This window comes from Halobacillus sp. B23F22_5, from assembly GCF_043497085.1.
GTDB lineage: Bacteria > Bacillota > Bacilli > Bacillales > Halobacillaceae > Thalassobacillus.
This window is the reverse complement of record NZ_JBIEKI010000020.1, coordinates 49,863-67,026: the sequence shown is the minus strand read 5'-3', so window position 1 is coordinate 67,026 and position 17,164 is coordinate 49,863. Positions and strand designations below refer to the sequence as shown.

Below are 17,164 nucleotides of genomic sequence, written 5' to 3'. Positions count from 1 at the left end.
TAAAGCCAGTGTTTTTGGATTGATGAATTTGTATAGTGAAAGTTAAGGTTATGGTTGGAAAAATATTGAAAAAGAGATCGGTCATAACTCTCTTTTCGCAACACTCATTGTTAGCTTGACGGTTATGCATCGTTTCCCTACGCCCCTTGCCATAGTAAATTCTCGAAATCATAATTCTGTAAACCGCGCTATGATAATTTTGAAAGAAGACGTTGCGCTATTTATATACTTTATAATTGGATCAAGATGAAGATTTCGCTACACAAAAGAAGGGTCCGTTAATTACTAAACTGGCTGGATGGGAAGGGAAACGGGGAGACTCCCGCGGGAGAAGGGGCTAGGCAAGATCCCGCAGGGCTTTAGCCCGAGGAAGCTTGCCAGGTCCCCCGCAGGAAAGCGAGTCGTTTCACGAACCATCCCATTCCTCTTATGGTAACGGGCCCCACTATCTCGAAACTGAGTCTTCAGCAAAAGGGAGCTTTTCTGTAAAAGCAACAGGGAGATTTAACAGAGTCTAAATTTTAATCCGACTAAATTAATGGGTTTACAAACCTTTGGATTCATCATATGATAAATAAAAGTTAAAACAGATTATCTTTATCGGAATTAGGAGGTATCTACTGCATGGCTCAAACAAGTGTAGAAAAACGTTGGGAGCAACCGAGCATCCCTTCTAAAGTAAAGAATGCTACTACGATCGTTTCTCCTTTGAATCCTGTACAAAAAACATACCTGTTTGGTGGGTTGACGATAGCAGTCCTTTTGTTAGCAGCAATCACTATGGCTGCCGGATGGACACAGGGAATTCTTTATATTATTGGAATCGGTCTAGGCCTGACCCTGCTTCACGCCAAATTCGGTTTTACCTCAGCATTCAGAAGACTGCTGGCTGTCGGTAATGTCCAGGGGTTACAGGCACATATGGTAATGCTTGCTGTAGCGACGACGTTATTTGGTATCATTTTTGCAACCAACTTCAGCTTCAATGGTGTGGAACTGTCAGGGAATGTTTCTCCTATCGGCATCAGCCTGGTTGTCGGTTCGTTCCTATTCGGAATCGGGATGCAGATGGGTTCAGGGTGTGCATCCGGTACGCTTTATAGTGCTGGTGGAGGAAAGTCATCCATGTTCCTGACCCTGCTTGGATTTATTGCCGGGTCGGTCATCGGTGCTTACCATTTTATTTTCTGGACAGAACAAACGCCTTCACTGCCGGCAGTATCCCTTGCTGAGACGACTGGGCTAGGATACGGCGGCGGCTGGATTGTCCAAATGCTTATCTTTCTAGGAATCTATGGAATGACTGTGAAATATGCACAGAAAAAGAATCCACCGAGCATGAAACCGCTCAAGACTACCACAGGATTGAAAAAACTATGGCGCGGTGCGTGGCCGCTAATGACAGCGGGTATTGTGCTCGCTCTGTTGAACGCTCTCACACTTATGTTTAAAGGAAGTCCATGGGGAATTACTTCCGGTTTTGCCCTATGGGGATCTAAATTTGTAGCGCTGTTCGGTGTCGATGTAGCAAGCTGGGGCTATTGGCAAGGTAATACCGAAGCACTGCAAACAACAGTACTTGCTGATGCGACCAGTGTGATGAATTTCGGAATCCTCCTAGGTGCTTTCATTGCAGCAGCTGCACAAGGCAACTTCAGACCGGGTAAAATCAAGCCGGGCATCGCAGTTTCTTCGATTATCGGCGGCCTGTTGATGGGTTACGGTGCCCGTCTTGCTTTTGGCTGCAACATCGGAGCTTACTTCAGCGGAATCGCATCGTTCAGCCTGCACGGCTGGGTGTGGATGATCATGGCGCTGGCAGGAAGTTACCTCGCGCTGTACATCCGTCCGATTTTCGGCTTGAAAAATCCTAACCCGAAAGACTCCATGTGTTAACAACAGAAACGAAAAAGGTGCGAATCCAAATTGGATTCGCACCTTTTCTTTTTATCTACATCAGACTTTCTGCTTTGATTTCTCCTTGTTCATAAACAAGGTGGTGATGAACATCAGTGTCAGGAAACCGATGATCAGGCTGAAGCCGCCGGCTTGACCGAATGCTTCAGAGACGGCACCGACAAGCAATGCTGCTACACCGCCGCCGATACCGGATGCGACATAAATCAAACCGAGTGCGGTACCAGGGTTTTTAGAAATCGATGTCCCGAACGCCGTACCTGTCGGGAACAGCGTTGAGAAGAACAGCCCGGCGCCAGCAAACAAGTATGGCAACTGTTCCGCAAACATAAAGCTTACGCCGATCATCAGAGCAGAACCAAGGGAAAACATAATGAGAATTTTTCGTTCATTAATATGGTTCGATAGATAAGCGACTCCCAGTCGTCCTGCCATAAAGAATATCGAGAACAACGTCAGAATGGTTGCAACCATATCTTCCTTGGCGGACGTTGATAAGCCACCGAGATCCAGACTCTTCAAATAAGTAGGGAAGAAGTTCATGAATGAAACTTCCGCTGATACTTCAAGCATAAGAAATACCATCAAAAATACCATCTGGGCATCCTTCAACATCGGAATGAAAGCTTTCAAATTGATTTTCTCGACTTTTCCTTCCGGGAAATTGACAGAAGTGATATAGATGATCACGCCGATATGCAAGGCTGCAATGGCGATGTAGAACACCCTCCAGTCTGCGAACTGGAACAACCAATTGAGAATTTGCGGGAACAACACCATCCCAAGACCATAAATCCCCATTGCCAGGTTGAACATCTGGTTTTGTTTTTTCGGATAGGCAGCCGGTACAATCGCGTTACCAGCGACACCCAGTGCACCAAGACCGAAACCTACCAGCATGTAGAATCCTAAAAAGAACATAATATTAGGAGCAAGTCCTGTTCCAAGGAAACCAGACCCCATGAGAACTGCAGCGATAGTCATCATAATCCGGAGTCCGTTTTTATCCGTCAGGTAACCGAAGATCAAACTTGCTAACGTAAAACCTAACTGGAATATGAATACGACAAAGCCGAATTCACTCATATCCAGTCCGATGTCTTTTTCCACCTGGTCTAATACAATCCCTTTTGTATTAGTGACACCACCAGAGATAAATTGTGTGAATAACAGTATCATTAAAGCGTGAATACTTTTACCTTTTGACATTGCAAATAACCTCCATAAGTCTTGTCTGATAGTCCGTGCATTCCACGTGTTTTTTTCTTTAAAACCTGTCTGATTATTTTGTCTTTGAATGGAGGTTTCGGTGACATTCCTCGGCTAGGGTTATGCTAAACGATTTCCTGTTCACTCCTACCGCAGTCAACCCTTATGGCTATTGTTTTATTGCTAAATTGCAAATAAAAAAAGAACTATAACCAAGGCTGGTCATAGTTCCAATTACGTGATGATTTTTACTAAAAACTTCCTGCGGCGAGGCCCGTCGAATTCACAGAAATACACGCCTTGCCAGGTTCCCAGTTCTAATTTACCACCACTGACAATCAGTGTCTGCGCATGTCCTACCGTACTCGTTTTCAAATGAGATGCCGTATTCCCTTCCGCGTGCCTATCTTCCGGATGATCCCATGGATAGAGTTCATCCAGCCGCATCAGCATATCCGTTTTCACATCAGGATCGGCATTTTCATTGACGGTAATCCCTGCTGTCGTGTGCAAGGAGGAGATTACGACAATCCCTTCCTCCACGTCATTTTCCCTGATAAAAGCTTCGATTTCATTGGTAACATCAATCATTTGATCTCTTCGATCCGTTTTCAGTTCAAATTGCTTTTTCACGAATTATCACCTCTGTTCTCATCCTATACCAATTAAAACAGGTGATTCAAACATCTTTTACAACGGGATCCCATACTTTACAGATAAATGTTTGCGAAAAGACTTTACATCTTGCTGCAACTGACGAATGTCATTCAACGTAACGGCTTTCTCCAGCCGAGCCTTAATGCTCCAATACACAGCCAATTCTTCATCGGTCAACCGGATGCTTTTATGAGGGAAGTGGACGAGCTCGCCCATTTCAATCACTCCTCTTCTCCTCTTAAATAGGGTTTTACTAGTGAGTTTATGATGGGACAATCAGGATATGTTCGTATCCTGATTAAATCTTATGTTCCTTCGTGGGCTCCCTCATCTAATGGGAGAGCAGCTTCATATAATATATGCTTAAAAAAGTAAATAGTCTGTACCTTTACCTATTCTTTATGGAGGTGTTAATATCCTTTATCTGGTATGAAATATGACTTTATACCAAATATTAATACCAGGTAATAAATGTTATTGACTGTGAGAATAGGTATTGGTACGATGAACTACAATATGAGGAGATAACCTGCCTACATGAAAGGAGATTGGAAATGAAAGAGCTTCATTCCTTCAGTTGGTATGCAAAACAAATAAAACCACATTTGCCGAAGGATGTGTTTAAACCTGTACCCTCCCGCCTGTTCGGAGGTTTAGCTTATTTAATAATAACGGTTGCAGGGTTTTTGACGATCGGTCTGATGAACCTTCATCCAGTCATCAACCTGGCAATATCACTGGTCATCGGCTTCAGCTTTGCCGGGCTCGGCTTTCTGGGACATGAAATCCTTCATGGAACTGTTGTACGGAAGCCTTGGCTTCGCGATCTGCTTGGGGCAATCGCCTTTTTCCCCTTGAGTACAGGGCCAAAGCTATGGAGAAAATGGCATAATATGACCCACCATGTCCATACCCAGCATGAAGAAAAGGATCCAGATGCCTGGCCGACCTTGGAGAAAATTAAAAGAATGAAGATGTTCCAGTGGGTGTATCGACTGCCATTGAAGGTCCGGTCCACGTTCGCGTTTATTTCGCTGGCCTTTCAGTTCTCGATGCATTCCATGAAAATGTTCATCACTTATGTGAAAGACTTCAAGCCGAAGAAGCAGCCGGAAGTTTGGCTGCAGGCGGTTTTACCTTGGGTCACCTGGATCGGCCTGTTATTTGTCATGGGCTTCACGAAATGGCTTTTCGCGTTTTTCATCCCGTTGTTGATTGCTAACCTGATTGTGATGGGCTATATTTCTACGAACCATCGACTCAACCCGATTACACCGATCAATGATCCATTAGCAAACAGCCTGACAGTAACCGTTCCGAAATGGGTGGATGTGCTGCATTTCAATTTCTCTTATCACACGGAACACCATCTGTTCCCCGGGATGAATCCAAAACATTACCCGCTCGTGAAGGAACAGATCAAGAGGTTCTGGCCGGAGCGTTATCATGAAATGCCGCTTAGCCAGGCGTTAATCGCTTTATGGAAAACGCCGCGTGTCTATTATAAAGATAATAAACTCGCTGATCCTAAGTACGGTAAGTTATATCGATCACTCGGCAGCGGACTTGATCCGAAAAACATCAAGTTCCGGAGATTACGTCTGAGAAAATAACAATAGCCTGTTTGCACAGGCCGTAAGCTTGCAGAGAAACCCCTTGGTTTTTCTGCAAGCTTATTTTATTTCTCCCTGTTTACTACTATCACTAAACTAAAAGAGGCTATCCCTCCAAGTCTTTTGCAGACTTATCGGATAGCCTCTTTCCCTTTTGAAAGCATTGCTTGTCGATCATGTTTTGGCACTAGGCTGCCGCCGGTCGACCAGACGAGGTGGGTGGCCTTGTCGCTGATTATTCCTTGCGCTTTTCCGATTCTTTCTAACCACCGGGAAGGGCCATACATGCCTGCGAGTGCAGATGGCTCAAGAAATAGTCCTTCGCTGCGGTGGAGCTTGTAAAGCAGTTTGTAGAGTTCCCGATCCTCAACGGTATAGATGCCGGCAATCAGCTTATCAATGATTGGCGCCACAAATCTGGACGGGCGGCCGACAGCGAGGCCGTCCGCTTCTGTGATATTATCAATGCCAAAATCCTGCACAGCCACCTTGTCATAGAGGCCGGTCATCAGGCCAAGCAGCATCGACGGGGCATGGGTTGGTTCTGCGAAAATGCAATGGACCGCTTCGCCATAGATTTGTTTCAATCCATAAGCGACACCACCTGGCCCGCCACCGACCCCGCATGGAAGATAAACGATCAATGGGCGCGCTTCATCAATTACAACTCCTGCTGACTCCAGCTGTTGCTGAACTTCTTTCGCTGCCACCGTATATCCTAGAAAAAGATTTTTCGAATCTTCATCATCCACAAAATAACAGCGCTTATTCTGCAGGCACATTTCCCTGCCTTTTTCTACAGCGACGCTGAAATCGGCCGGATGCTCGATAACGGTGACGCCATAGCTTCGCAGCAGGTCTTTTTTCCATTTTTTCGCGTCCTGTGACATATGGACGGTCACCTGAAAACCGATTTTGGCGCTGATAATACCAATACTCAAGCCGAGATTACCCGTCGAGCCGACAGCAATCGAATAATCGGCAAAAAAGTTACGATACCGCTCATCGTCAAGCTTGCTGTAATCATCGGAGCGGGACAGCAGGCCATGATCGATCGCCAGCGTTTCAGCATAATGTAAGATCTCATAAAAACCGCCGCGCGCTTTGATTGAACCAGCAACCGGCAGGTCATGATCACATTTCAGCCACAAGTCGCCTTTTATGGTTTGGTGGAAGGAAGCTTCGAGCTCCGCTTTCATATTAACTATTTTTTTCAGTGGGGACACGATTCCTTCCTCAGTCAGTTCCGCATCCGGAAAAACTTTTTTCAAAAAAGGGAGGAACCGCCGGAACAAAGCAGCTGCCTCATCAAGCTCGGCCTGGGTAATCGGCTGCTCCTTACTTGCCGGCTGATAAGCGGGGTTTTGCCAGTATACTTCGCTGGTATCCATGATATCTGTTAACAGCGGGTGAGCCGCTTGCCATTCAGCAATTGTTTTCCCGGCAATATTCTCTTTCATATACCCACCTCCTCAATACTCGTCCGCATCTACCAGCTCGCCTTTATACATTTTCTTTTCTACAATATCCATATCCAATTCTTTACTGATTCTCTCGAGTTTCTTGATATCGTCCCCGGTGATGAGGGAAATTACGGTACCATCTTCGGAGGATCCAAGTCTGCCAGTCCGGCCGGCACGATGGACATATTGGCTTGCCTCTTTCGGAAGGTCATAATTGATGACATACCTGAGTGAAGCGATATCCAGTCCCCTGGCCGCGACATCGGTCGCAAGCAAGAGTGCCAGTTTTCCCTCGCGAAATGCTTTTAAGGTTTTGACCCTGTCTTCCTTTTTCGAATCCCCGTGGATCACGCCAACAGAAAGGCCTTTAAAACGCAGCTTCTCCGCCAGTACATCCAGGTTTCCGATATCCCGCACAAATACGAGCCCCTTGAACGCGTCAATAACAGTCAAGCGCTTGAGTGTATCGACTTTTTTCCGGGCATCCGTAATCAAATAACCATGTTCCACAGCAGGCTTTTCGTTTTCTGTGCCGACACGGATAACTTCCGGATCATTCATCAACCGCTTTGCTTCCAGCTCACTTGCTTCAGGCAAAGTTGCTGAAAATAATAACAGCTGTCGCTCAGCTAACGTACTTTTGATGATATCTTCCATAGTAACCTTGTGCTCCGGGGCTAACAACTGGTCGCCTTCGTCGAGCACGATCGTTTTCACTTCATGCATTTTCAGTTTTTTCTTTTTGATCAGTTCATGAACGCGTCCTGGTGTACCGATGATGACGCGTGGATGTTTTTTCAATTTATCGAGCTGCCGTTTCATGTTGGCTCCACCGATCATTGTCGCGCTGGAAATCCCGCTCCCTGCATTCCATAACTGCATTTCTTCATGGATCTGCATGACGAGTTCACGTGAGGAAGCCAGAATCACAGCCTGGGTAGCTTTCTTATCCGGATCGATTTTTTGCAGGACAGGAAAAAGATAAGCGAGCGTCTTACCGCTTCCTGTCGGTGCTTCAGCCAGTACGTCCTTTCCCTCCCTAATAGGCGGAATCGCCTGTTTTTGAATCTCGGTAGGTTTACGGAACGCTGAATTTTCCCATGCTTGTTGTAGAAACGCTGGTAATTTTTCTAATACAGGCCAGTGGCTGGCCGAATTCTCGTGATTGGTCATTGCCTGATTTCCTTTCCTTGAACAGATATTTTCTTCTTCCTATTCTAACCCAACTGAGCCCCAAAGGAAAAATTCCAGCCAGGCATGTTATACTGAACATACACATAAAGGTATAAAGCAGGTGAGATACATGAAACGAGTGACCATAACAGATGCACTGGAAATGGATTGTCCAGTGGTTGACGTCCGTACGCCTAAAGAGTTCGAGGAATTTCATATCCCCGGTGCGATCAACATGCCGATTTTTTCTAATGAAGAACGTGTAACAGTCGGTACTACGTACAAACAGGTCGGTAAGGAAGAAGCGAAGGAACTTGGCATTTCCCTCGTTTCGCCAAAATTGCCTGATTTTTATAAGCGCGCCAAAGAAATAAGCAACGGAAAACCAATCATCATTTATTGCTGGCGGGGCGGCATGCGAAGCCGGACGCTGGCCACAGTTCTTGAAGTGATGGGGCTGAAAACCTTTCAACTGGAAGGCGGCATTCGCTCTTTCCGGAAAAAAGTAGTGGCAGACCTCGAGGCCATTGCCAGCCTACAACGCACGTTCATCGTGTTAGAAGGTTTGACAGGCACCAAAAAAACGGAAATTTTGGAGCAGCTTGAGGAGAAAAACTATCCTGTCCTTGATCTCGAAGGATTAGCGGCCCATCGCGGCTCCGTGTTCGGACGAGTGGATTTGCCCGACCGCAGCCAGAAGGATTTTGATGTGCGACTATGGGAGCGGCTCCAGGAAATCAGTGTAACGGACTACTATATCATCGAATCCGAAAGCAAACGGCTCGGCAATATTGAAATCCCTAAATTTATCATCGATGGGAAACAGGCAGGTCCGCGTATCCACGTGCATACTTCCATCCCTGTCCGTATCGATACGATTCTTGCCACCTACCAGCCGGAACAGAATCATAAAGCGATTGAAAAAGCGTGGGAAGTGATTCGTAAACGCACTGCCGCTGAAGCCCGTGTAATTATAGATGAGGCGCTGGCAGTACAGGACTACCGGACTGTCACCGAGCAGCTGCTTATCCATTACTATGATCCAAAATATAAGCATGCAGCCAAGGATAATGATGGCACGATCCGCGATGTCTTTTTTGAAACGCTGGAGGAAGCTGTCGAGCTCGTACAAGACCATGTCGATCGCCTGGCGGAAGAACTTTCTTCCGGCGATCCAGTGTTTCCCCGGTGAGCCCATTTCGCAGGTCCAGGCTGGAGAGCTCGGGCTAATCGTTTTCGTGCCATTTACTAGACAGGCTGGACGAATACGAGACAATGTAGATGTGATACTAGACAATTTTGTGTGTTTTCTAGACAATTTCGAACGTTTACAAGACAAAAGCGGGAATTTATGCGAATTATAGAGCATTTACTAGACAAACTGCCTATTTACGAGACAAGCGGCACGGATACGCGACAACTATATCCGGCAGTATAATTACTGGATACTCCCTCCTTTCAAATAAGCCCTCCATTCTGTATGGGAGGGCTTATTTTTTATAAGAATTTTCGCGCGAACAACATACAGCGAATTAGTTCCTTAATAATAATGAACCTTGCAGGGCTACATGCTCATTTCTTCTGATTTTGAGTAATTTATGCTGATAGCCATCTACACTAGTCCATCCTTTCTTACCTCTATACGCATATATAATAGTAAGTCGAAAGAAAGGAGAGTTATGTTTTAATTCTCTACGCTTCTTTTGGCAATTACCAAATAAGGAGTGGAAAAGATGAAAAGGAACACAAACTGCACAAATTACCAGCAGAATTGTCCGCCAGCTATGGCTTGTGACAAGGTTAAAGCTCGGAGTGTCGCTTGTGATGCAGATGGTCATTATCCTTACTACGATTTAGATGTACCTGTAGTTCTATCTGAGGTAGACCTTCAAGCTACTGTTGAGGCAGATGTCCATTTACCAACACCAGCAAGAGAAATCAAAGCAATCAAGAAAAATGTCTCATTGACCCAGTGTGAGGCTTTCAAAAGTCCTTACAATTATGGTAAAGTCAAACTCTTCATAACTGGAGTCGTGCATAAAAACATCCAGTATGTGGAGGCTTGCAGCGGCAACCTGAAAGATTACAGTGTCGATGTACCATTTACCTGCAGCGATGAAGTCGAGGTTTTCGACCATGTGGATCAATATGCGAGCCAAAAGAGTTCACTGACGGCTGAATACCGTTATCTCGATAAGCATAACCATGGAGCTGACCGTTGCAGAAACGGCTCATTCACGTATGAGTTCTTTAATGAGCCAATTGAATGCAAACTATTATATGCTGATATTTTCGAATTAGATCTGTATAAAGATCACGACCGTTTTGGCCGTTTCAGCAGAATCACTGAGAAGATGGATATCAACTTATGGTTCAAACTGTTGCAAACACAGCAAAGACGTTCATCACGTGGTTACCATCCAAAGGACGATTGCGAGTCATCAAGCAGCAGTTCTGGTTCATATGGTGATGAAATGAGTCATAATGAAGCAATGGATCATAAAGAACAAACTATGATGGATCGTATCAACGAACGCATCAATAATGTCAGAAAGTAATATAGCTTTATAAAAGACGTCTCCTTAGGGGGCGTCTTTTTTTAAGCCAATATTACATATTGTGGCTGTAATAAATCGATGGTTACAAGTCCGTCTCCTTTCACCATTAAACAAGTAGCAGACACTTTTGATACGATCTCATCATGGGACACCAAATGGAAGTCATACAGGTCAAACTGTACCTCTTCCGCAAACTTATGGAAGCTTTCACGGTGAAGAGTAATGCCATCCCCATCTCTGTCCTGGAACATATACTCTGCTGAGTCACTGAATGGCACGACCGGTTCATGCTTCCAATCAGCTTGTAGTGTCCGTTCAACCGGTACATCGATTTTCAACTGCTGTAAACGGTCATCACAGACCACTTCAAGGGTGGCAGTAAGTGTAAGTTTAAGGAATACGGTATTGGAAGGCAGGACCACTTTTCCTTTGATGGTACTGATCTTCCACTCGACTTGATTCAATTGCATCACCGAAAGAGGAAGGTCAATCGTACGGAAAAGCTGAAAATCCACATCTACAGTAGCTAAGCATACCGGAAGCTTAACTTCAGTCTGAGCGTGTCTTCTACAAGAACCTCCGGGAGTAAAAGAATGAACGATCCGCTTTTCACTTTCCTCGTACTCCTCTTCTCTCCTGCTGTAAGGGTAACTCCCTAGCGATTCCTGCTGCTCACACTTAGCCTCAGGAACTGGTTCCAGCCAGGCCAGGAGGTGGTCATCCATGCAGGCTTCCATGTTTTCACTACTTTCCCATTCCTCTTCAGATTCATCACCGGAAAAGTAGAATTCATCTATATCATCCTCTTCTTCTTTTTCCTGTTCTTCTTTGCTTTCCCATGCTGCTTCCGGTGATTCTTCAGCTGCAATCGCAAGCCTTAACTCATCCCAATTTGTGTCTTTCTCATCTTTATGCTCCACAATCAAACCTTCCTGTTCTTTCTCGGACGAATCATTCTGCATGACTTGACGGTCTTTTACCTTGGGAGGATGAAAGATCAATGGCCCTGAGGCAGCACGGAAACTGGAAGATTCCTTTTCCTCTGTATATAAACTGCTGCTTTCTTTCATATCGTTTTTGGAATGAAACTGACGATCCCGATCTCTGAATCCCCACATTATTGGTTTATAATCATTCATAACTAAGGAAAGAATACTTCGTTTGTATCCTTTCTGGCACCTCCAATCTTATCGGAGTCTAGAAATAGATGGCTTCAAAAGCCAAATCTTCGATGATAAAGAAGGGATTATACTAGTTTGTCAGTATAACCCCTCCTGTCAATTATCTGTTATCAGCAACCATCATTGGTCGTCGATGATACCCGTAACTGTTGTTCCTGCAGTACCTTGATCGTAATATCCAAGACCATTTTTTCTTCTAATTCGGTGAAATATCCCTCTGCAATCGGGGAAGCGTTTGGTAGTGGCATCCGATTGACGGCTTCATCCCATTCAATGATTTTACTTGCAACCAATTCACAGTAAGGCAACTGATTATAGAACTGGCTGCTTTCCTGGTGATATTGAGACAGATCACTGGTCAATACCTCATCTTTTTCCGGGTAACCCGATGGCAGCGGCTGGGAAACAAAGAAGTCAAACTCTTCTCTGTTATTGACTTTTGGCCTTACTGGTTTCGTAATGTACTTCTCTATTTCGGTGACCGTTTCAAACGGAATATCTACCGTGAAAGAATGAAGGTCTGACGCAATAGACTCAGCGGTGTTTTCTTCAATTTCCGGACTTGGGCTCGCATATTGGATATTTTTACGGACAAACCCTTTAATAAATAATTTATCGCTAGGCAGCAACAGACGGCATTGGGTTATTTTCACTCGTTTCTTGACATCTTTAATTTCAAGTACCGGTTCTGGAAATGTAATTTCCGCATTCATGTCTACCTGGATGTTAAGTTCGGCTAGCACTACTGGTACTTTTGTGACGATTTTACCGATGCAAATCTCCGGGTGACGATGTTTAGGTTTTTCACAATGATCATGATGTTCAGACATTGGATGGCCTCCCTGTTTCAAGTTGATTCATCATATGTAGTTGTTTTGCCTATGTGTATGACCAAATGTTCAGGATTGAAAAAATTATGGCATGACAGCAAGGCGCAACCCTTTTTTAAAAAAAATATTTTATTGTTCATACAGGGACTTGCACCTAATCAAAGGTCTGGAATAGGCTACATTATAAGAATATAGGGCTATAGAGTGTCGATGATTTCTCCATATTCAGGCGATGCGAAAAGCAATTGTTTGGTTTCTGAAAACAAATGAATAAAAAAAGCATTATCCCCCAGAGAGGGAATAATGCTTATTCCACTTTGATTAGCAGCCTGCAGCGCCTGTTTCTGGCCCTAAAGACTCGATACGGACTTGTTGATTCTGCAGAACCTTGATCGTGAATTGTAAGAACATCTTCTCGACCATATTGTGGAAGTATCCTTCTTCAAATGGTACGTCGTTTCCAGGCAATGGCATACGATCGATTGCTTCATCGTACTGTGTCATGTTGCTGGAGATGATTTCACAATAAGGGAACTGATTGTAGAACTGCGTGCTGTCCTGATGGTACTGGGACAAGTCACTGGACAATAGCTGATCTTTTTCCGGGTGACCTGGACCTAAATCCTGGGCACGGAAAAAGTCAAATTCGTTGCGTGTGTTATAAACAGGAAGCTGCGGTGGCGTAATGAAGCTGTCTGCCGCGACAGTCGTTACACATTCAAAAGGCAAATCCACCGTGTGGGAACGCATCTTCGAGGATACACAGTTTCCTGAGGCATCCAGCGTCGGTGATGCGTACTGAATATTTTTACGAACGAAACCTCTGATAAATAATTGATAATCACCAGCTTCGAATGGCTCTTCTCCTGCTCCTGGAAGAAGCAGCTTACATTGAATGATTTTCACTCTTTTCTTGATATCTTTGATCTCGAGTACTGGTTCCGGGAAGCAAATGTTGGCAGAAGTGCTCGTATTGATATTCAATTCTGCCAGCGTAACAGGAAGTCTTGCTATTAAGCCTGTAGATGCTGGACTAACGACAGGATCAACATCCGTATTCGTACATTGCTCCACTGATGCAGACATGTTTACATCTACACAGTTTTTGTCTTTCTTCATTTATATTTCCTCCTTTATATTTAAGGTACACTTTATTCTATGCAGAGAATGAAATGCGGCATAGATGAATGAGACAGTATATACGTGGAATTTATACAGGCCGAACAAGTGTGTCTGGTCTTATATATAAATTAATACAGGCACACGCCCACCCTATGGTTGCATAGAATTCAGAATGAGGAGGTAGATAGAATGGATAGACAAAGTTTTCTGGCGGTTGATATTGGTAACAGCTGGTATAAAGTGCTGGCATCCGATAATGGCGTCATCAGTGAATATCAGATGCCGAACGCCATTGCATTATTCGATGAAGAATTTTATGAGCTGCCATACGACGAAGAAGATGTAATACTCGATGAAAATTTAATCGTGGAAGTCAAAAGCCAGGCTATCGTGAATAAGCGGGAAATCTACTACGCCGGAAAGGCTGCTACGCGCCAGAGGAATGTCAGCTTGACTTCTTTCAATAACCAGAAAGTAGATGAAGATCGTACGTACATCCTTCTGTTCGGTATTGCTGCCTATCATGCTTTACTGGCAAACCCGGAAGAAACAGAAATCACCTATGATATCGACCAGCTGGCCGTGTCTTTACCTACTACCCAATTCAAGCAAAAGAAACAGCCACTGAGAGAATGTCTGGTTGGGACCCATACCATCATTTTCCATAAAGTTCCTGGAATCGATGAACCGAAAGAAGTAGCCGTAAAAATCAACATTAAAGATGTCATTGTCGGTGCCGAGGGTGCTTGTGCCTACCTTGGAATGACACGTCACATCGACGATTTGACCATCAAAGATGATTCGCTTGTCAAAGACTCTGAAAAAGGCGTCATCATTGGCGACTTGGGCGGGGATTCGGTTGACTTCGTTGGAATAAAAAATAATAAACCCGTAGCATCGATTGAAGGAGAACCGTTCGGCATCAATCCATTCCTGGATATCATTATTCAAAAGGTAAGCAAAAATGAGCTGTATAAATTTGATTCCAGAGCAGAACTGGAAGAAAAGCTTTATGCAGGACAGTCGGAATGGTATGTCGAACCATTCGCCGGAGTAAAAAAAGACATCAGCAAATACGTCATTCCTCAGTTGAAATCGATGGCAATCAAATACCTCGAGCTTTTCGACCGGGTTCGTAACAGCTCGAATGAAATTAAAGGAGCAGCCCGGTATATTGCTGTCGGCGGAGCCGCTAAACTTGCTCAAAAGCAAATCCTTGAAGCGGCCGTCAAATGGAGGGAAAAAGGACGTCCGATTGAGTTGTCATTTCCGGAGGACCTGGAAAAACTGAATGTCATCGGCCTCCTCATCCTGGCACAGATGAATGAAATGAAAAAGCAGCACCAGGAAGAAGCACTTGATTATGTGACCACTGAAGGGTGATGATCATGCCTGATAAAACCTATACCGATTATGTCAATCGGGTGGCGATCACGCTTCCCGATGAATACATCGACATCAAAACCGGTGATTCTTACGCCATTTCTGAAGAAATAAAGGAGCAACTCGCCTATCACGCGCATAACAGCACACTCGTGCATTTAGTTTTCTCGGCGCTGGATCATTATTTTTCTTCTTCTGGAACGAAAAAGAATGGTGACAGCGACATCTTAAAGGAATTAGCAAGCATCAAAGCGATGCTGCAATCCGGTTACACTACGAAGCCAGAGCCACGCAGCATCCAGCATGTCTTGTCGGCTCGCCAAAAAGAACTGGACCTGCGGGAAGTGGATGATGTACTGGAAGCTTTCGGTGGTTAGCATCTTTTCTTCATATCGGCTATCATAAAAGATGATTTCGTCATAAAACGGAATCATCTTTTTCTGGTTTGTATCTACCACTTATGCAAACCCTACATAGTAAAATACTCAGCTCATTTAAATCTGAACACTCGATTCCAAGATGTGTATCTGAAAAACGGTACGGAGGGGAACGACTCCCTTTCCGCGGGCATGCGCTGAGCCTCCTCAGACTTCGTCTTCCGGGGTCTCACCTGTCATTTTCATCCCGCAGGACTTTGAATTTTCATCCTGACTTAACCCACGCACGAAGAAAATGCGTAGCATTTTTGAGGAGTCTCGCCGTTCCCCTCCGTACCTTGCCGTAAAAAGATCTTGAAATCATATTTGTGGAAAACATCCCATGATAATAATAAGAAGACTTCTCCTCCTTTATAGATCCTTCAAGATGAAGTTTTAGTTGAACCTTCTATCTTTTTTGAAGGGTCCGTTTATTACAAAACTGGCTGGGTGGGCAGGGAAACGTCGAGACTCCCGTGGGAGAAGGGACTAGGCGAGATCCCACAGGGCGCAGCCCGAGGAAGCTTGCCAGACCCCCCCACAGGAAAGCGAGTCGTTTCCCAGCCCATCCCATTTCTCTCATGGTAACGGACTCCAATCACTTGAAACTCGGGGTTCTGGGAAGGGAGCTTAACTGTAAAATCGACAAGGAGATTTTACAGAAACCAATAATAAGGAGTACCGATCATGGCTGAATCCAAAAAAATAGAAGAAGTATTACAGCGCTTATCGCAGTGGGAGAAAAGATTCGACTTTGAAACTCCGGTCGAAATGAATCAGGACATCCATACCTATTTAAATTACTATGGCCTGAACATCACTAACGTCTCTTTCCATTTCGGAAAAGTGGAAACCAACGGAACCAATACAATCGTGCAAATGTTCGCACCAAAAGAAAGCAAAGGAACCGTCTTTCTGCTTCACGGCTATCTGGATCATGTCGGACACTTGAAACATATCATACAATTTTTGAATAAACATGGGTATACGGTAATCAGCTACGACCTTGAAGGTCACGGGCTGTCGGCAGGAAAAGCTGCCGCTGTACAGCATTTCTCCGACTACGTCGACTCCTTGGAAAAATTGATGGAAATGGCGAATAGAAACATGAATGGTCCGTTTTATGTGATTGGCCACAGTACCGGTGGGGCTATCGCGATCAATTATGTATTAAAACATCAAAATCATGTGTTTGATAAAGTGATCCTGGCAGCACCACTCGTCCGGTCCAGCTACTGGTATGGCACCATTATCGGCTATTACATGGCCAAAATTATTCCTTTCATACAACAAGTAAAACGGAAGTACCGTGTCAATTCTTCCAATCAGTATTATTTGGACCTCCGAAAGATCGATCCGCTGCAGACAGACGCGATACCTATAGAATGGATAGGAGCCTTGCTGCGTTGGAATAAAACTATCCATAAATTGCCACCGGCAAAAACAAAAACCTATGTCATCCAGGGGAATTGCGATGATACTGTACAATGGAAATATAATTTGAAGTTTTTGGAGAAAAAGTTCCCCTGCCTCAAAATGGTCCAGATTGATAACGGCCAGCATGCGCTATTCAACGAGGCAGCTGCTATCAGGGAATTAACTTTTTCCTTCATCATTCAATTTTTACAGGAAAAATGACACG

The 17,164-nt window shown here is 44.5% G+C and carries 15 protein-coding genes; 7 read left to right on the top strand and 8 right to left on the bottom strand.

Going from position 1 to position 17,164, the window contains the following annotated elements; translation table 11 throughout:
* Positions 1-624: 624 nt before the first annotated feature.
* Positions 625-1,896, top strand: a complete 1,272-nt coding sequence (locus tag ACGTN9_RS18685) for a YeeE/YedE family protein (protein WP_499595770.1) — start codon at positions 625-627, stop codon at positions 1,894-1,896.
* A gap of 60 nt (positions 1,897-1,956) precedes the next feature.
* Here the strand turns inward: ACGTN9_RS18685 and ACGTN9_RS18680 are convergent, their stop codons facing one another.
* The 3 genes from ACGTN9_RS18680 to ACGTN9_RS18670 form a co-directional block, all read right to left on the bottom strand.
* Positions 1,957-3,126 (bottom strand): MFS transporter, encoded by a 1,170-nt coding sequence (locus ACGTN9_RS18680; protein WP_499595768.1) that lies wholly within the window; start codon positions 3,124-3,126, stop codon positions 1,957-1,959.
* Positions 3,127-3,360: 234 nt separating this feature from the next.
* Positions 3,361-3,759 carry a secondary thiamine-phosphate synthase enzyme YjbQ gene (locus ACGTN9_RS18675; RefSeq protein ID WP_499595765.1) on the bottom strand — a complete coding sequence of 133 codons (399 nt, stop codon included), beginning with the start codon at positions 3,757-3,759 and terminating at the stop codon, positions 3,361-3,363.
* Between the two features lie 57 nt (positions 3,760-3,816).
* The gene (locus ACGTN9_RS18670; RefSeq protein ID WP_499595763.1) at positions 3,817-4,008 is read right to left on the bottom strand and encodes a hypothetical protein; all 192 of its coding nucleotides are present in this window, start codon (positions 4,006-4,008) and stop codon (positions 3,817-3,819) included.
* 329 nt (positions 4,009-4,337) lie between these two features.
* Between ACGTN9_RS18670 and desB the strand changes: the two genes are divergently transcribed.
* A complete protein-coding gene (gene desB, locus ACGTN9_RS18665) occupies positions 4,338-5,396 on the top strand; it encodes a Delta(10) desaturase DesB (protein ID WP_499595760.1) in 1,059 nt (352 codons plus the stop codon).
* 131 nt (positions 5,397-5,527) lie between these two features.
* Here desB and dsdA read toward each other — a convergent pair whose 3' ends face one another.
* Both dsdA and ACGTN9_RS18655 read right to left on the bottom strand, forming a co-directional pair.
* Positions 5,528-6,856, bottom strand: a complete 1,329-nt coding sequence (dsdA, locus tag ACGTN9_RS18660) for a D-serine ammonia-lyase (RefSeq protein WP_499595757.1) — start codon at positions 6,854-6,856, stop codon at positions 5,528-5,530.
* A gap of 12 nt (positions 6,857-6,868) precedes the next feature.
* Complete coding sequence (locus ACGTN9_RS18655; protein WP_499595754.1) at positions 6,869-8,032, bottom strand: DEAD/DEAH box helicase; 1,164 nt, start codon at positions 8,030-8,032, stop codon at positions 6,869-6,871.
* A gap of 130 nt (positions 8,033-8,162) precedes the next feature.
* Between ACGTN9_RS18655 and mnmH the strand changes: the two genes are divergently transcribed.
* Positions 8,163-9,224: a tRNA 2-selenouridine(34) synthase MnmH gene (gene mnmH, locus ACGTN9_RS18650; RefSeq protein ID WP_499595751.1), complete on the top strand. Its 1,062-nt coding sequence runs from the start codon at positions 8,163-8,165 to the stop codon at positions 9,222-9,224.
* Positions 9,225-9,765: 541 nt separating this feature from the next.
* Positions 9,766-10,590 (top strand): CsxC family protein, encoded by an 825-nt coding sequence (locus ACGTN9_RS18645; RefSeq protein ID WP_499595749.1) that lies wholly within the window; start codon positions 9,766-9,768, stop codon positions 10,588-10,590.
* A 41-nt stretch (positions 10,591-10,631) separates the two neighbouring features.
* On the opposite strand, the gene ACGTN9_RS18640 is transcribed toward ACGTN9_RS18645, so the two are convergent.
* From ACGTN9_RS18640 to ACGTN9_RS18630, 3 genes are all read right to left on the bottom strand, one after another.
* Positions 10,632-11,729, bottom strand: a complete 1,098-nt coding sequence (locus ACGTN9_RS18640; protein WP_499595746.1) for a hypothetical protein — start codon at positions 11,727-11,729, stop codon at positions 10,632-10,634.
* Between the two features lie 152 nt (positions 11,730-11,881).
* Positions 11,882-12,601: a CsxC family protein gene (locus ACGTN9_RS18635; protein WP_499595743.1), complete on the bottom strand. Its 720-nt coding sequence runs from the start codon at positions 12,599-12,601 to the stop codon at positions 11,882-11,884.
* A 321-nt stretch (positions 12,602-12,922) separates the two neighbouring features.
* Entirely contained in the window at positions 12,923-13,720 is a 798-nt protein-coding gene (locus ACGTN9_RS18630) for a CsxC family protein (protein WP_499595740.1), read from the bottom strand.
* Between the two features lie 192 nt (positions 13,721-13,912).
* On the opposite strand from ACGTN9_RS18630, the gene ACGTN9_RS18625 reads away from it, so the two are divergent.
* The 3 genes from ACGTN9_RS18625 to ACGTN9_RS18615 all read left to right on the top strand — a co-directional run bounded on the left by ACGTN9_RS18625 (position 13,913) and on the right by ACGTN9_RS18615 (position 17,160).
* Positions 13,913-15,106 (top strand): ParM/StbA family protein, encoded by a 1,194-nt coding sequence (locus ACGTN9_RS18625; protein WP_499595737.1) that lies wholly within the window; start codon positions 13,913-13,915, stop codon positions 15,104-15,106.
* A gap of 5 nt (positions 15,107-15,111) precedes the next feature.
* On the top strand, positions 15,112-15,483 hold the full coding sequence (locus ACGTN9_RS18620; RefSeq protein ID WP_499595734.1) for a hypothetical protein: 372 nt from the start codon (positions 15,112-15,114) through the stop codon (positions 15,481-15,483).
* A gap of 726 nt (positions 15,484-16,209) precedes the next feature.
* On the top strand, positions 16,210-17,160 hold the full coding sequence (locus ACGTN9_RS18615) for an alpha/beta hydrolase (protein WP_499595731.1): 951 nt from the start codon (positions 16,210-16,212) through the stop codon (positions 17,158-17,160).
* The last annotated feature ends 4 nt before the right edge of the window (positions 17,161-17,164 follow it).

Coding starts and splice junctions, on each gene's coding strand:
- ACGTN9_RS18685 (WP_499595770.1), top strand. CDS start 625: ATGGCTCAAACAAGTGTAGAAAAACGTTGGGAGCAACCGAGCATCCCT.
- ACGTN9_RS18680 (WP_499595768.1), bottom strand. CDS start 3,126: ATGTCAAAAGGTAAAAGTATTCACGCTTTAATGATACTGTTATTCACA.
- desB (WP_499595760.1), top strand. CDS start 4,338: ATGAAAGAGCTTCATTCCTTCAGTTGGTATGCAAAACAAATAAAACCA.
- dsdA (WP_499595757.1), bottom strand. CDS start 6,856: ATGAAAGAGAATATTGCCGGGAAAACAATTGCTGAATGGCAAGCGGCT.
- ACGTN9_RS18655 (WP_499595754.1), bottom strand. CDS start 8,032: ATGACCAATCACGAGAATTCGGCCAGCCACTGGCCTGTATTAGAAAAA.
- mnmH (WP_499595751.1), top strand. CDS start 8,163: ATGAAACGAGTGACCATAACAGATGCACTGGAAATGGATTGTCCAGTG.
- ACGTN9_RS18645 (WP_499595749.1), top strand. CDS start 9,766: ATGAAAAGGAACACAAACTGCACAAATTACCAGCAGAATTGTCCGCCA.
- ACGTN9_RS18640 (WP_499595746.1), bottom strand. CDS start 11,729: ATGAATGATTATAAACCAATAATGTGGGGATTCAGAGATCGGGATCGT.
- ACGTN9_RS18635 (WP_499595743.1), bottom strand. CDS start 12,601: ATGTCTGAACATCATGATCATTGTGAAAAACCTAAACATCGTCACCCG.
- ACGTN9_RS18630 (WP_499595740.1), bottom strand. CDS start 13,720: ATGAAGAAAGACAAAAACTGTGTAGATGTAAACATGTCTGCATCAGTG.
- ACGTN9_RS18625 (WP_499595737.1), top strand. CDS start 13,913: ATGGATAGACAAAGTTTTCTGGCGGTTGATATTGGTAACAGCTGGTAT.
- ACGTN9_RS18620 (WP_499595734.1), top strand. CDS start 15,112: ATGCCTGATAAAACCTATACCGATTATGTCAATCGGGTGGCGATCACG.
- ACGTN9_RS18615 (WP_499595731.1), top strand. CDS start 16,210: ATGGCTGAATCCAAAAAAATAGAAGAAGTATTACAGCGCTTATCGCAG.